The sequence below is a fragment of the Rathayibacter sp. AY1F8 genome, from assembly GCF_002932165.1.
Lineage (GTDB): Bacteria > Actinomycetota > Actinomycetes > Actinomycetales > Microbacteriaceae > Rathayibacter.
In genome coordinates, this window is record NZ_PSVB01000027.1 from 1 (window position 1) to 12549 (window position 12549).

Sequence of the window (12549 nt, forward strand, 5' to 3'; positions counted from 1 at the left end):
CCCCCCGGCCCCGCCCGCTCCGCCCTCGGCCGCGTCGCAGCCGTCGGTGCCGCTCGCCGACTCCGCACCGCCGGCCTACGGGTCGCCGCCGCCGCCGCCCGCGTACCCCTCGGCGCCCGCGTACCCCTCGGCGCCCGGCCACCCCGCCGCCTACGCGGCCGCTCCGGCGCCCGTCGTCCCCCGCACGCTGAGCCTCGTCGGGATGATCCTCGGCATCGTCGGCCTGGTCATCACGCTCTTCGCCGCCGGTTTCGGCTTTCTGCTGTCGGCTCCGGCCGTCGTGCTCGGCTTCCTCGGACGCCGGCGCGAGCCGGCCGCGCGCGGCTTCGCGCTGACCGCGATCATCACCGGGTTCGCCGGCATCGCCGTCTCGCTGATCTACCTGGCGGTCTTCCTCGTCTTCGTCGTGGTCGCCCTCGCCGCCGGCACCTCCGGCTACTGAGCCGGCGCGGGCCGCTCGACGCGCTCCGCGAGCAGCGCGCGGTGGCGCCCGGCGATCCGCGTCAGGATCAGCACCGCGCTGCCGGTGCCGGAGAGGCCCAGCCGCTTGCGGAAGCGGGCGGGGTCGACGTCCACCCCGCGCTTCTTGATCTCGAGCACGCCGATGCCGCGGGTGCGCAGCTCTTTCGCCAGCGTGCGCTCGTCCAGCGGCAGCTCGGCGAGGACTCGGAAGCTGCGGAGGAAGGGCGAGGCGGCCGCATGGTCGCCGGTCAGGTAGGCGATGCCGGGCGAGAGCATCCGCGAGTCGCTGGAGCGCGCGAGCTCGCCTAGAAGGCGCGCGCGGATTGCGGAACCGTCCGGCTCGTGCACGAACGCGCCGAGGGGGCCGACCTCCTCGTCCTCGCTGTCGCCCGCCGCGGTGAGCTCGGAGGAGCCGGTCGCGCCGAGCAGCAGAGCGGAGCGGCGCACGCCCGGGCGCGCCAGAGAACCGAACCAGAGCCCGGTCTCGACCAGCTCCCCGTCGACCGAGACCCACTGCGCCTCGGCGTCCCGCGGCAGGCGCTCGCGGTCGAAGCCGGGACCCACCTTCACGCCCACGGGACGGTGCTCGGCCAGGCCGAACGCGAAGTCGAGCGAGGGGGAGTAGTCGTCCGGATCGTCGAGCCGGCGGGTCTCGCGGTGGCCGGCCGTGCGGCGTGCCGGGTCCAGGTAGACGGCGTCGAAGCCGTCGAGGTCGAAGGCCTCGGCCGTCGAGTGCACGGCGCTCGCCGCGGGGAACGGGGCGAGGTTGAAGCTGGCCAGGGTCGCGGTGACCTCGTCGGCCTCGACGGCGGTGACCGCCAGGTCGATCGCGGCCATCGCGAGGGCGTCGCCGCCGATCCCGCTGCCGAGGTCGGCGACGCGCGCCGCTCCCGCCGCGGCGAACCGGCCGGCGTGCAGGGCGGCGACGCGCAGCCGCGTCGCCTGCTCGAGTCCCGCGTCCGTGAAGAGCATCGAGCGGGCGAACTCGCCGAACTTCGCCTCCGCCTTCTGCCGGAGCCTCGCCTGGGTGAGCACCGCGGCGACGAGGACGGGGGAGTGGCCGGCGGCCCGGAGGCGTGCCACGGCCCGCACCAGGTCGTCGGACCGGTAGCCGTCGAGGGAGTCGAGGAGCCGGAGGCCCTCGGGGGAGAGGAGCTCGACCAGCTCGTCGCGTCGCATCCGGCCATGGTAGGCCACGGCCTCCCGGCGGGTCCGCCGCCCCGCTTGGCACTCTGATTGCACGAGTGCCAGCGGAGCCCCTACGATGGATCTAGCACTCTCGGAGCGTGTGTGCCAGAACCGCGTTCCGCCCACATCGTCGTCAAGAAAGAGGTCAACCGTGTCGGTGTCCATCAAGCCGCTCGAAGATCGCATCGTCATCAAGCAGGTCGAGGCGGAGCAGGTGACCGCTTCCGGTCTCGTCATCCCCGATACCGCCAAGGAGAAGCCGCAGGAGGGCGAGGTCGTCGCCGTCGGACCCGGTCGCATCGACGACAACGGCAACCGCGTGCCGCTCGACGTCGCCGTCGGCGACAAGGTGATCTACTCCAAGTACGGCGGAACCGAGGTCAAGTTCGGTGGCGAGGACCTGCTGGTCCTCTCCGCTCGCGACGTCCTCGCGGTCGTCGTCCGCTAGGCAGCATCCCTCGGAAGGGCCCGTCGACCTCGGTCGGCGGGCCCTTCCGTCGTTCCCGGTCCTCCTCGCGGCCAGTGGCCTGATCCGCCCGCTACGGGGCCGTCTCCCCACCCCGCGGCTGCGTAGCATCGGGGGAGTGACCAGCTCCCGCACCCCTGCCGAGTCCGTCTCGCCGTCCCCTTCGGACGTGCCCGTCGGCGAAGGAGTGGAGGCGCTCGGAGCGGCGGGACGCCCGGGCGGGATGTCCGGCACGGGGCTGCTGTTCGCGTTCTCGGCCTACCTGCTCTGGGGTGCGATGCCCCTCTACTTCATCGCGATGGCGCCGGCCTCGCCGTTCGAGATCGTCGCGTTCCGGGTGCTCTTCTCGCTCGTCTTCTGCGTGATCCTGCTCACGGTCCTCCGCGGCTGGCGCTCCTTCGGCGCGCTGCTGCGCCGCCCCCGCCTGCTCGGCGTGATGGCGATCGCGGGCGTGCTCATCTACGTCAACTGGCAGGTCTACGTGATCGCCACGACCACGGGCCACGTCATCGAGGCGGCCCTGGGCTACTTCATGAACCCGCTGGTCACGGTGCTGCTGGGCGTCCTGGTGCTGCGCGAGCGCCTCCGGCCCCTGCAGTGGGCCGCGATGGGCGTCAGCGCGGTCGCGGTGCTGGTCATCGCGGTGGGCTACGGATCCTTCCCGTGGATCTCGCTCGCCCTCGCCTTCTCGTTCGGCCTCTACGGCCTGGTGAAGAGCCGCGTCGGCGGCACGGTGGACGCGGTCGGCGGGCTGACGCTCGAGACGCTCTGGCTGACGCCGCTCGCCGTGGTGCAGCTGGCGGTCGTCGGCTCCACGGTGGGGCTGACCCTGACGACGGAGGGGACGGGGCACGCCCTCATCCTCGCCTCGGCCGGGATCGTCACGGCCGTCCCGCTGCTCCTGTTCGCGGGCGCCGCCCGGCGCCTCCCGCTGTCGATCGTCGGCTTCGTGCAGTACCTGACGCCGTTCCTGCAGTTCCTCGTCGGGGCCTTCGTCCTGCACGAGGAGATGCCGCTCGAGCGCTGGATCGGCTTCGCGCTGGTGTGGGCCGCCCTGGCGATCTTCTCAGGCGACCTCGTCGCCGCGGAGCGCAGACGGCGCCGATCCTCCGTCTGATCTGCGGAACGCGTCGTCCTGGCGCGGCGCGACAGCGGAATGGTAACGATCCGGTCGCGAAACGTATTGGTAACACCCCTGTATTGTTCACGGCTGCTTCGAAGGTTAGGTTGGCCGAGCGGTTGCCACCGGCGCCGCTCCCACTGACACACACCTCTCAAGGAGCAACATGGGCGTTTACGCGAAGGCCGGCTCGGCCCGCGCGCGGTCCCTCCGGGCAACCCTCGGCGGCGTCGCCATTCTGGGCGCCAGCGCTCTCGTCCTCGCCGGCTGCGCCGGCGGCGGCGACAGCGGATCGAGCGGCGACAGCGGCTCGGGCGACCTGTCCCTCAAGATCGGCACGATCCTCCCGCAGACCGGCACCCTCGCCGTCCTCGGCCCGCCCGAGATCGCGGGCGTCGACCAGGCGGTCGTCGACATCAACGACGCCAAGGCCGGCATCACGATCGACGTGGAGCAGAAGGACTCGGGCGACACCACGACCGACATCGCGACGCAGTCGGCCACGTCCCTCATCGCCGACAACGTCTCCGCCATCATCGGCGCGGCGTCCTCGGGCGTCTCGAAGACCTTCATCGACCAGGTGACCCAGGCGGGCGTCGTCCAGATCTCGCCGGCCAACACCTCGCCGGACTTCACGACCTACGACGACGACGGCTACTACTGGCGCACCGCTCCCTCGGACGTGCTCCAGGGCCGCATCCTCGGCAACAAGATCCTCGGCGACGGCAAGACCAACGTCTCGATCCTGTACATGAACGACGCGTACGGCACCGGCCTCGAGAAGAACATCAAGGAGACCCTCGAGGCGGGCGGAGCATCCGTCGCGGCGGAGGAGATCTTCGAGCCGGCCTCGACCGACTTCAACTCGGCGCTGACCTCGGTCCTCGCCCCGAACCCCGACGCGCTGGTCGTCATCTCGTTCGACGAGATCAAGACCATCGCGGAGCAGCTCTCGGCCAAGGGCTTCGACTTCTCGAAGCTCTACGGCACGGACGGCAACTACGGCGTCATCGGCGAGTCCGACACCAACGTCGACATCGCCGGCGCCCAGTTCACCAACCCGGGCGTCCAGGCGTCCGAGGACTTCCAGGGCAAGCTGCAGTCGCTCGTCGAGTCGCAGGGCAACGACGCGCTGACCGTGTTCAGCTACGCGCCGGAGTCGTACGACGCCACGGTCCTGACCGCTCTCGCCGCGCTCCAGGGCAAGGCGACGGACGGTGCGACCATCCGCGACAACCTCATGTCGGTCTCGGAGGGCGGCACCAAGTGCACGACCTTCGCCGATTGCGCGAAGCTCATCGCCGACGGCGAGGACGTCGACTACGACGGCCTCTCCGGCCCGATCTCGTTCGACGAGAACGGCGACACCAGCGAGGCCTCGGTCTCGATCTACAAGTACGGCACGGGCAACACCACCTCCTTCGAGGAGACCGTCGAGGGTTCGCTGAACTGACGACGCGGTGACGCGGCTCCTGCCGCATCCCTGAGGGGCTCGGTCTTCGGACCGGGCCCCTCCGCCGTTCCCGGAGCGGAGAGCAGGAGACGCGCCGGTCGTGCGGACGCAGCGAGGCGCGGCGGTCGTCCGGGAGGGTGGCCGCTGTCGGGTGCGGGCGGACGGCTCCGCGGCGTCCAGGGCCCGGCGTGGCGTCGAGGAGCCACCCGGGAGGAGGAGCGGCTCTGACGGCCTGTACGCGCCTCCGAGCGCCTCTCCCGGCCTCGAGGTGGCGCCCTGCCGAACCGCGGGCGGGAGCGACGACGTCGAGCGGGAACGCAGAAGCGCGCGCCCTCCAGTGGGAGGACGCGCGCTCGTGGAGTGCGGAGGGCCTAGGAGGCGCGGAGCAGCTCCGCCTCCTGCGCCAGGCGGTACGTGACGAAGGAACGGCTGTAGTTGCGGCGCTTGCCGCCGGTGGTCTCGGCGATGACGACCTGGGCGTAGACGCCGACGACGCGCCAGCGCTCGTAGTCGCCGATCGCACCGGTGCCGAAGCCGGCTCCGAGTTCCACAGGGGCGGGGGTGTATCTCTTCATGGTCGGCTCCTTCGAGGCGGACGACGCGGCGCTCGAGGCGCTGCGGGGAGGGGAGGAGATCGGCGGCCGATCGCGGTCCCTACCGGGGGAGAGGGGAGCGGGACGTCCCCCTGCAGGGCTGTCCCGTGTCCCCAAAACTACGGCAGGCAGGGCGATATCCTGTCCCCCTCGTGGGTGTCGCTGGTGCGGAGAGACTCTCGCTGTCCTGCCCTCGTCCCGCGGACAGGAGACCGAGGGTCCGGCCCGCCGTTCCGCCGACTTCCCGGGGGTTCGGCGGGCATCGCGGAGAGACCGGTGAAGGCCTGTCCGCGCCGGGAGAGCGGCCCCCCGCCTTCCTTCTGCGGCACCCCGTGCCGGCGCGTCTCCGGGCACCGAGCCGCCTGCCTTCCCGCCCTGCTCGGAGTGGTCTCCGAGCCGCCCGGCGCCCTGCGCGAGCGGCCCCGCCTCCGCCCCGGAGCCGCACCGGCCCCTCGGCCCGCTCGCGCCCGCTCCGCGCCCCGGCAACGACGAAGGGCCCGCCGTCCGGAGACGACGGGCCCTTCGCAGCGGGGGTCAGCCGCCGACGGTCGGGGTGCTCGTGGTGACCTCGTTGGTCGTCGCGAGCGTGCCCAGGTAGAGCTCGATGACCTTCGGATCGTTCATCAGCTCCCGGCCCGCGCCCTCGTAGGCGTCGCGGCCCTGGTCGAGGACGTAGCCGCGGTCGCAGATCTGCAGCGCCCGCCGCGCGTTCTGCTCGACGATCATGATCGAGACGCCCGCGCGGTTGATCCGCTGCACGTTGACGAAGGTCTCGTCCTGCCGCATCGGGGACAGGCCGGCGCTGGGCTCGTCGAGCAGCAGCATCGACGGGTCCATCATCAGAGCCCGCGACATCGCCACCATCTGGCGCTCACCGCCCGAGAGCGACCCCGAGCGCTGCTTGAGCCGCTTGCTGAGCTCCGGGAAGAGCTCGGTGACGAACTCGAGCCGCTCCTTGTACAGCTTCGGCTTCTGGTACATGCCCATCTCGAGGTTCTCCTCGATGGTGAGCGACGGGAAGACGTTGTTGTTCTGCGGCACGAAGCCCACGCCCTTGGACACCAGCTTGTCGGCCTTGAGGCCGGTGATGTCCTCGCCGTTCAGCAGGACGGTGCCCTGGCGGATGTTGACCAGGCCGAACATCGCCTTCAGCAGCGTCGACTTGCCTGCACCGTTCGGGCCGATGATCCCGACGAGCTCGCCGCGCTTCACGTAGACGTTCGAGCCGTTGAGGATGTTGACCCCCGGCACGTAGCCCGCGTGCAGATCGTGCGTCTCGAGGGTGTTCGGAGTCGTCGTGTCGGCGGTCATCTCTCGTCCTTCTCGAATTCGACGGCCGGGGCGTCGGTCGTCGGGGCGACGCTCGTCGGCGCGGAGGCCGACGGGGACGCCGTTCCGGCGGCCGGAGCGTCGTGGCCGGGCGTCGGGACGCCGGCCTGCTCCGCCTGCCGCTCCACGTCCTCGCGGACGAGGTCGGAGTCCATCTCCTCGGCGATCTCGAGCTGGCCCTCGATCGTGCCCAGGTCGGTGTCGTGGTGCGCGCCCAGGTACGCGTCGATGACGGCCGGGTCGTTCATCACGGTCGAGGGCGGGCCCTCGGCGACGACCTTGCCCTCGGCCATCACGATCACCCAGTCGGCGATCGTGTTGACCATGTGCATGTCGTGCTCGACGAAGAGCACGGTCATGCCCTCGTCCTTCAGGTTCACGATGTGGCCCAGGAGCGACTGCGTCAGCGCCGGGTTCACGCCGGCCATCGGCTCGTCGAGCATGACGAGCTCGGGCTCCGACATCAGCGCCCGCGCCATCTCGAGCAGCTTCTTCTGGCCGCCCGACAGGCTCGACGCGTAGTCGTCCCGCTTGGTGTCCAGCTTGAACTTCTCGAGCAGGCGGATCGCGCGCTGCTCGATCGAGTCCTCCTCCTTCGACCACAGCGGGCGGATGAGCGAGGTAAAGATGTTCTCGCCCTTCTGCCCCTTCGCGCCGAGCAGCATGTTCTCGAGCACCGTCATGCCGCCGAGCGCCTTGGTGAGCTGGAACGTGCGCACCATGCCCATCCGCGACACCCGGTAGGCCGGGACGTTGGCGAGGTTCTTGCCCTTGAAGTTCCACTTGCCGGTGTTGGGCTTGTCGAAGCCCGTCAGCAGGTTGAAGAACGTGGTCTTGCCGGCCCCGTTCGGGCCGATCAGGGCGGTGATGGATCCGCGGGGGATCTCGAGGTGCTCGACGTCGACCGCGGTCAGGCCGCCGAAGCGGCGGCTGACGTTGTCGGCGACGACGATGGGGTCCTTCTTCCTGACCCCGGGGACGATTGCTTCCTCGGTGATGTCCGAGACCGGCGTCTTAGGCAAAGTGCAGATCCTTCTTCTTGCCGAAGATCCCCTGGGGTCTGAAGATCACCAGGAGCATGAGGGCTACCCCCACCACGATGAACCGGATGGGTCCGGTCTGCACGGTGGTGAGGCGGATGAGGTCGTTGTTGAGGACCCCGGTGTCGATCCCGAGCGTGAGCAGTCCGTCGGTCAGACCGAGGACGACCCAGAAGATGATCGAGCCGACGACGGGTCCGAAGACCGTCGCGGCGCCGCCCAGCAGCATGATCGTGTAGAGGAAGAACGTGAGCTGGGTGCCGTAGTTGTCGGGCTGGAGCGAGCGGGGGAGGATGAACAGCGCTCCTGCGAGGCCTCCGAGCACGCCGCCCAGGATGAGCGCCTGGATCTTGTACGAGAAGACGTTCTTGCCGAGCGAGCGCACGGCGTCCTCGTCCTCGCGGATGCCCTTGATGACGCGGCCCCAGGGGCTGCGCATCAGGAGGAACACCAGGAGGCAGGCCAGGAGCACGAGGCCCCAGCCGACGATCCGCACCCACCACTGGTCCTGGCTGTAGGTGAGGACGCCGATGCCCCAGCGGCCCTCGGGGAGCGGGTTGAGGTCGTTGAACGCCTTCGCCGCGCCGTTGATGCCCTCCGAGCCGCCGGTGATCGCCGAGAACTCGGGGGTCTTGACCGAGAGCCGGATGATCTCCGCCGCCGCGATCGTCACGATCGAGAGGTAGTCGGCCCGCAGCCGGAGCGTCGGGATGCCCAGGATGAGCGCGAAGACGGTCGCCGCGACGATCGTCGCGAGGAAGGAGCCCCAGACGGGCCATTCGAACTTGACCGAGGTGATGGCGAAGGCGTAGCCGCCCACTGCCATGAAGCCGGCCTGTCCGAAGTTGAGCAGCCCCGTGAATCCGAAGTGGATGACCAGGCCGATGGTCGCCAGCGCGTACGCGGCGACAGTGGGATCGACGATCTGCCCGATCGCCAGCCAGATGAAGTTGAGGTTCATGGTGTCCTAGCCGATCCGTTCCTTGCGGCCCAGGATTCCCTGCGGCCTGACCAGGAGGATGATGATCATGAGAACGAGCGGAGCCACGTACTTGAGGTTCTCCGGGATCCAGATCGTCGAGATGTTCATCATCAGTCCGATGATGAGCGAGCCGACCAGCGCGCCGTAGGCGGAGCCGAGTCCGCCGAGCGTGATCGCCGCGAAGATCAGCAGCAGGATCGACGCTCCCGTGTCCCAGCGCAGCGACTGGTAGTAGCCGATGTAGACCCCCGCCAGCGCGGCGAGAGCGCCCGACATCACCCAGACGACGCGGATGACGCGCTCGACGTTGATGCCCGAGGCGGAGGCGAGGGCCCGGTTGTCCGAGACCGCCCGCATCGCCTTGCCGATCTTCGTCTTCGTGAGGACGTAGGCCACGGCGACGATGCAGACGACGCCGACGACGGCGCCGACGATGTCGGTGAACTTCAGGCTGATCCCGAGCTCCGGCACCGTGAAGAACGGAGCGGTGCTGTTGGGGAGCGAGAGGCGGTCGGCTCCGAAGAAGAAGACGAACACGTAGCGCAGGGCCAGCGAGAGGCCGATCGTCACGATCATCAGCGGGATGAGCTGGATGCCCTTCTTCCGCAGCGGCTTCCAGAGCAGTCCGTCCTGGACGAAGCCGAAGGCCCCGCCGAGGATCACCGCGATCGGGATGGCCAGCAGCGCCGGGAGTCCGAAGACCCCGGAGAAGAGGTACGCCATCAGCGCGCCGAAGGTGACCAGCTCGCCGTGGGCGAAGTTGTTCAGGCCGGTCACGCCGTAGATCAGCGAGGCGCCGATCGCCGCGAGGGCGATCAGGAGCCCGAAGATCAGGCCGGTGACGACCTTCGGCCAGAAGATGATCCAGAACGTGTCGGCCGACACCGGCTGGTTCACCGCGTTGGACGTCCCGTCGGGGTTCGTCGCGTCGTTGCCGGTCGTGCCCTCGGTCGCGGGGCTCGTCGGAGCCGCGGAGTCCGTCGGGACCGGGACGGTCGCTCCGGATCCCTTCGGGTTGGCCGTCGAGACGATGAAGTTGACGATCTGGTTCTGCGAGGCGACGATCTTCGCCTGCTTCGGGTTCTGACCTGCGGCGGGGTAGCCCTTGTCGGCGGGCAGGGACTCCTCGTCGACGGTCACCGTGTAGGTGCCCGCGGCGTCGAGGGGGAACGTGGCCCGGCCGTCCTCGCCGGTGGTCACGGTCGCGGAGGCGTCGCCTCCGATCTCGACGGTCACCCCCGTCAGGTTCTCGTTCGTCCCCTGCACGCGGACCCAGGCGATGATCGACTGGTCGGCGGTGGTGGCGGCGAGTGCGGCGGGGGCCGCCGCGGCGATCCCGGTGAGGGTCGCGGCGAGCAGACCCAGGGCCAGGAGCCGGTCTCGGAGCCTCGGGCGTCTCCTATCCACGGGGCGCCTCCCGGTCCGTCGGATGCAGGGTCGTCGAGCGCTGGCGGCGCATCGAACGGCTGGCTGTGAGCAAGACGTCTACCTCTCGTCAGGGTGCACAGACGGATGGGGTCTCCGGGCACGCCCGAATCGCCGTCGTCAAACAACGTTGGTTGACCATACGTTCCGCATATGTCGGCGGTGTTTCACCGTCCGCACTTACGCGTGACGACATTATGAGGGAGAGGAGAGCGCTCCAGCGCCCATCCGCGGCCCGGCGGCCGCGCCGTCGAGGAATACCGCGAGCCTCACGGCGCTTAAGATCGAACAACCGTGGCGCTCGTGAGCGGACTCCTCCCGTCCTCTCCGGGCTCCCGCACTCGACCTGCTAAGGGGCATTGATGGACCAGCCGGATCCCTTCGGATTCCTCGGACTCACCTACGACGACGTCATGCTCCTCCCAGGGCACACCGACGTCATCCCGAGCGAGGCCGACACGGCCTCCCGTCTCACCAAGCGCATCAGCGTGGCGACCCCGCTGCTCTCCGCGGCGATGGACACCGTCACCGAGGCGCGCATGGCGATCGCGATGGCCCGCCAGGGCGGCCTCGGCGTCCTGCACCGCAACCTCTCCATCGCCGACCAGGCCGACCAGGTCGACCGGGTGAAGCGGAGCGAGTCGGGCATGGTCTCGAACCCCGTCACCACCACCCCGGACGCCACCGTCGCCCAGGTCGACGACCTCTGCGGCCAGTACCGGATCAGCGGCCTCCCCGTCGTCGACTCCACCGGCGTGCTCGTGGGCATCATCACCAACCGCGACATGCGCTTCGTCTCGCCGTTCGAGAAGGCGACCACGCTCGTCCGCGACGTGATGACCAGCACCGGCCTGATCACGGGCCGCGTCGGCATCCCCGACAGCGAGGTCATCGCCCTCTTCGCGCAGCACAAGATCGAGAAGCTGCCGCTCGTCGACGCGCAGGGCAAGCTCGCCGGCCTCATCACGGTCAAGGACTTCGACAAGTCGGAGCAGTACCCCAACGCCACGAAGGACGACGAGGGCCGCCTCCGGGTCGGCGCCGCGATCGGCTTCTTCGGCGACGCCTGGCAGCGCGCCACCGCCCTGCTCGACGCGGGCGTCGACGTGATCGTCGTCGACACCGCCAACGGCGACTCCGCCGGCGTGCTCGACATCATCGGCCGCCTGAAGTCCGACTCCGCGTTCGCCGGCGTTGACATCATCGGCGGCAACGTCGCGACCCGCTCCGGGGCGCAGGCCCTCGTCGACGCGGGCGCCGACGCCATCAAGGTCGGCGTCGGCCCCGGCTCGATCTGCACCACCCGCGTCGTCGCCGGCGTCGGAGTCCCGCAGGTCACCGCGGTCTACGAGGCGTCCCTCGCCGCGCGCGAGTCCGGCGTCCCCGTGATCGCCGACGGCGGCCTCCAGTACTCCGGCGACATCGCCAAGGCGCTCGTCGCCGGCGCCGACACCGTGATGCTCGGCTCGCTCCTCGCGGGCTGCGAGGAGAGCCCCGGCGACCTCGTGTTCCAGAACGGCAAGCAGTTCAAGACCTACCGCGGGATGGGCTCCCTCGGCGCCCTGCAGACCCGCGGCGAGCGGACCTCCTACTCGAAGGACCGCTACTTCCAGTCCGACGTGCCCACCGACGACAAGCTGATCGCCGAGGGCATCGAGGGCCAGGTGCCCTATCGCGGCCCGCTCGCGAACGTGGCGTACCAGCTCGCCGGCGGGCTCCGCCAGTCGATGTTCTACGTCGGAGCGCGCACCATCCCCGAGCTGAAGGAGCGCGGGAAGTTCGTGCGCATCACGGCGGCCGGGCTGAAGGAGTCGCACCCGCACGATGTGCAGATGGTGGTGGAGGCGCCGAACTACCGGCGCTGAAGGGTCTGGTGGGGGCCGGCGGCGGATCGGGATCGCGGCCCCTCTGCCCGATGGGCCTGCGGCCCCTACGCCCACCACGCCGGAGGGGCCGCGATCCCGATCCGCCGCCTCCCTCCGGGAGACGAGCGCCGGTCCTCGGCTGAGGGGCGGGGGACGCAGCGCGAGCGGCGCGGGGCGCCGCCGCGACTGCGGGGGGAGGGCATCCGCCTTTGTTGATGCGGGGGAGTGGTCGTGCGCCGCGCGCGAGCGCGACGGAGTGGGGACGGGCTTCCCGCGTTGCAGCGAATCGTGGTGGCGGCCGCGCAGGCTTCACCTGCTGGTGGTGTGCGCCCGCTCGCGTCGATCGCGGCCTGGTGTGGAGCCCGGTGGGAGCGGAAGCAAGCGATCCGCTTTCCAGCGGATCGTCGTAGCGCGGACGCGAGACGCTCTGCGGAACGGGACCGCCCGCTCGGGCCGACCGCGGGCGAGCGGCGAGCGGCGAGCGGAGCGAGGAGCGAGCCACGGCTGACGCCGCTCAGCGATAACCGGCGATCCGCGTGCGAGCGGATCGGCGTAGCGCGGACGCGGGACGCTCTGCGGAACGCGACCGCCCGCTCGGGCCGACCGCGGGCGAGCGACGAGCGGCG

Annotated in this window: 11 protein-coding genes; 5 read left to right on the top strand and 6 right to left on the bottom strand. The window is 70.3% G+C overall.

Features of this window, described 5'->3' with window-relative positions:
• The coding region (locus C5C35_RS14925) for a hypothetical protein (protein WP_308470972.1) at positions 1 to 442 on the top strand (442 nt) is incomplete at its 5' end.
• Here C5C35_RS14925 and C5C35_RS14930 read toward each other — a convergent pair.
• A complete protein-coding gene (locus C5C35_RS14930) occupies positions 436 to 1641 on the bottom strand; it encodes an SAM-dependent methyltransferase (RefSeq protein ID WP_104263473.1) in 1206 nt (401 codons plus the stop codon). The two genes, C5C35_RS14925 and C5C35_RS14930, sit on opposite strands and share 7 nt — an antisense overlap.
• A 160-nt stretch (positions 1642 to 1801) precedes the next feature.
• Between C5C35_RS14930 and groES the strand changes: the two genes are divergently transcribed.
• The 3 genes from groES (at position 1802) to C5C35_RS14945 (ending at position 4689) form a co-directional block, all read left to right on the top strand.
• The gene (groES, locus tag C5C35_RS14935) at positions 1802 to 2098 is read left to right on the top strand and encodes a co-chaperone GroES (RefSeq protein WP_097167691.1); all 297 of its coding nucleotides are present in this window, start codon (positions 1802 to 1804) and stop codon (positions 2096 to 2098) included.
• A 241-nt stretch (positions 2099 to 2339) separates the two neighbouring features.
• Complete coding sequence (gene rarD, locus C5C35_RS14940; protein WP_104224726.1) at positions 2340 to 3233, top strand: EamA family transporter RarD; 894 nt, start codon at positions 2340 to 2342, stop codon at positions 3231 to 3233.
• Between the two features lie 169 nt (positions 3234 to 3402).
• Entirely contained in the window at positions 3403 to 4689 is a 1287-nt protein-coding gene (locus C5C35_RS14945; protein ID WP_104234163.1) for an ABC transporter substrate-binding protein, read from the top strand.
• A gap of 371 nt (positions 4690 to 5060) precedes the next feature.
• On the opposite strand, the gene C5C35_RS14950 is transcribed toward C5C35_RS14945, so the two are convergent.
• From C5C35_RS14950 to C5C35_RS14970, 5 genes are all read right to left on the bottom strand, one after another.
• A complete protein-coding gene (locus C5C35_RS14950) occupies positions 5061 to 5264 on the bottom strand; it encodes a hypothetical protein (RefSeq protein WP_146076626.1) in 204 nt (67 codons plus the stop codon).
• A 552-nt stretch (positions 5265 to 5816) separates the two neighbouring features.
• On the bottom strand, positions 5817 to 6593 hold the full coding sequence (locus tag C5C35_RS14955; RefSeq protein ID WP_104224729.1) for an ABC transporter ATP-binding protein: 777 nt from the start codon (positions 6591 to 6593) through the stop codon (positions 5817 to 5819).
• Positions 6590 to 7633 (bottom strand): ABC transporter ATP-binding protein, encoded by a 1044-nt coding sequence (locus C5C35_RS14960; protein ID WP_104224730.1) that lies wholly within the window; start codon positions 7631 to 7633, stop codon positions 6590 to 6592. The genes C5C35_RS14955 and C5C35_RS14960 overlap by 4 nt, the downstream gene beginning before the upstream one ends.
• Complete coding sequence (locus tag C5C35_RS14965) at positions 7626 to 8612, bottom strand: branched-chain amino acid ABC transporter permease (protein WP_104224731.1); 987 nt, start codon at positions 8610 to 8612, stop codon at positions 7626 to 7628. Before C5C35_RS14965 ends, C5C35_RS14960 begins: the two co-directional genes overlap by 8 nt.
• Positions 8613 to 8618: 6 nt before the next feature.
• Positions 8619 to 10040, bottom strand: coding sequence for a branched-chain amino acid ABC transporter permease (locus tag C5C35_RS14970; RefSeq protein ID WP_104263474.1), 1422 nt, complete (start codon positions 10038 to 10040; stop codon positions 8619 to 8621).
• A gap of 380 nt (positions 10041 to 10420) precedes the next feature.
• Here C5C35_RS14970 and guaB point away from each other — a divergent pair, with 380 nt between their 5' ends.
• A complete protein-coding gene (gene guaB / locus C5C35_RS14975; RefSeq protein WP_104263475.1) occupies positions 10421 to 11923 on the top strand; it encodes an IMP dehydrogenase in 1503 nt (500 codons plus the stop codon).
• Positions 11924 to 12549 lie beyond the last annotated feature (626 nt).

Coding starts and splice junctions, on each gene's coding strand:
- C5C35_RS14930 (WP_104263473.1), bottom strand. CDS start 1,641: ATGCGACGCGACGAGCTGGTCGAGCTCCTCTCCCCCGAGGGCCTCCGG.
- rarD (WP_104224726.1), top strand. CDS start 2,340: ATGTCCGGCACGGGGCTGCTGTTCGCGTTCTCGGCCTACCTGCTCTGG.
- C5C35_RS14945 (WP_104234163.1), top strand. CDS start 3,403: ATGGGCGTTTACGCGAAGGCCGGCTCGGCCCGCGCGCGGTCCCTCCGG.
- C5C35_RS14950 (WP_146076626.1), bottom strand. CDS start 5,264: ATGAAGAGATACACCCCCGCCCCTGTGGAACTCGGAGCCGGCTTCGGC.
- C5C35_RS14955 (WP_104224729.1), bottom strand. CDS start 6,593: ATGACCGCCGACACGACGACTCCGAACACCCTCGAGACGCACGATCTG.
- C5C35_RS14965 (WP_104224731.1), bottom strand. CDS start 8,612: ATGAACCTCAACTTCATCTGGCTGGCGATCGGGCAGATCGTCGATCCC.
- guaB (WP_104263475.1), top strand. CDS start 10,421: ATGGACCAGCCGGATCCCTTCGGATTCCTCGGACTCACCTACGACGAC.